The following is a 704-nucleotide window of genomic DNA, read 5'->3' as shown; positions in this document are numbered from 1 at the left end:
CCCTTGCCATTGCCGGAAGCCACACCCAGATCCGCCTCACGCGCCTCACCGGGGCCGTTGACCACACAGCCCATCACGGCGACGCGCAGCGGCACCTCGAGGCCGTCCAGACCGGCGGTGACCTGGTCGGCCAGCTTGTAGACGTCCACCTGGGCGCGGCCGCAGGAGGGGCAGGAGACGATCTCCAGACGGCGCCGGCGCAGGTTCAGCGACTCCAGGATCTGGATGCCGACCTTGACCTCCTCCGCCGGAGGCGCCGACAGCGAGACCCGGATGGTGTCCCCGATGCCCTCGCTGAGCAACGCGCCGAACGCCACCGCCGACTTGATGGTGCCCTGGAACGCCGGGCCGGCCTCGGTCACGCCCAGGTGCAGCGGATAGTCGCACTGCGCGGCGAGCTGACGGTAGGCGTTGACCATCACCACCGGGTCGTTGTGCTTCACCGAGATCTTGATGTCCCGGAAACCGTGCTCCTCGAACAGCGAGCACTCCCACAACGCCGACTCCACCAGCGCCTCCGGCGTGGCCTTGCCGTATTTCTCCAGCAGCCGCTTGTCCAGCGACCCCGCGTTCACCCCGATCCGGATCGGCACCCCGGCATCGGAAGCCGCCTTCGCGATCTCCTTGACCTTGTCGTCGAACTGCCGGATGTTCCCCGGATTCACCCGCACCGCCGCACACCCGGCATCGATCGCCGCGAACAC

General features: G+C 68.5%; 1 protein-coding gene. It reads right to left on the bottom strand.

Translation table 11 applies throughout. The annotated features are described in order from the left end of the window. The coding region (ispG, locus tag JK363_RS41530) for a flavodoxin-dependent (E)-4-hydroxy-3-methylbut-2-enyl-diphosphate synthase (RefSeq protein ID WP_201883504.1) at window positions 1-704 on the bottom strand (704 nt) is incomplete at both ends.

Source organism: Streptomyces coffeae, from assembly GCF_016741875.1.
In the GTDB taxonomy this organism is placed as follows: domain Bacteria; phylum Actinomycetota; class Actinomycetes; order Streptomycetales; family Streptomycetaceae; genus Streptomyces; species Streptomyces coffeae.
This window is presented reverse-complemented; position numbering and strand designations above follow the sequence as displayed.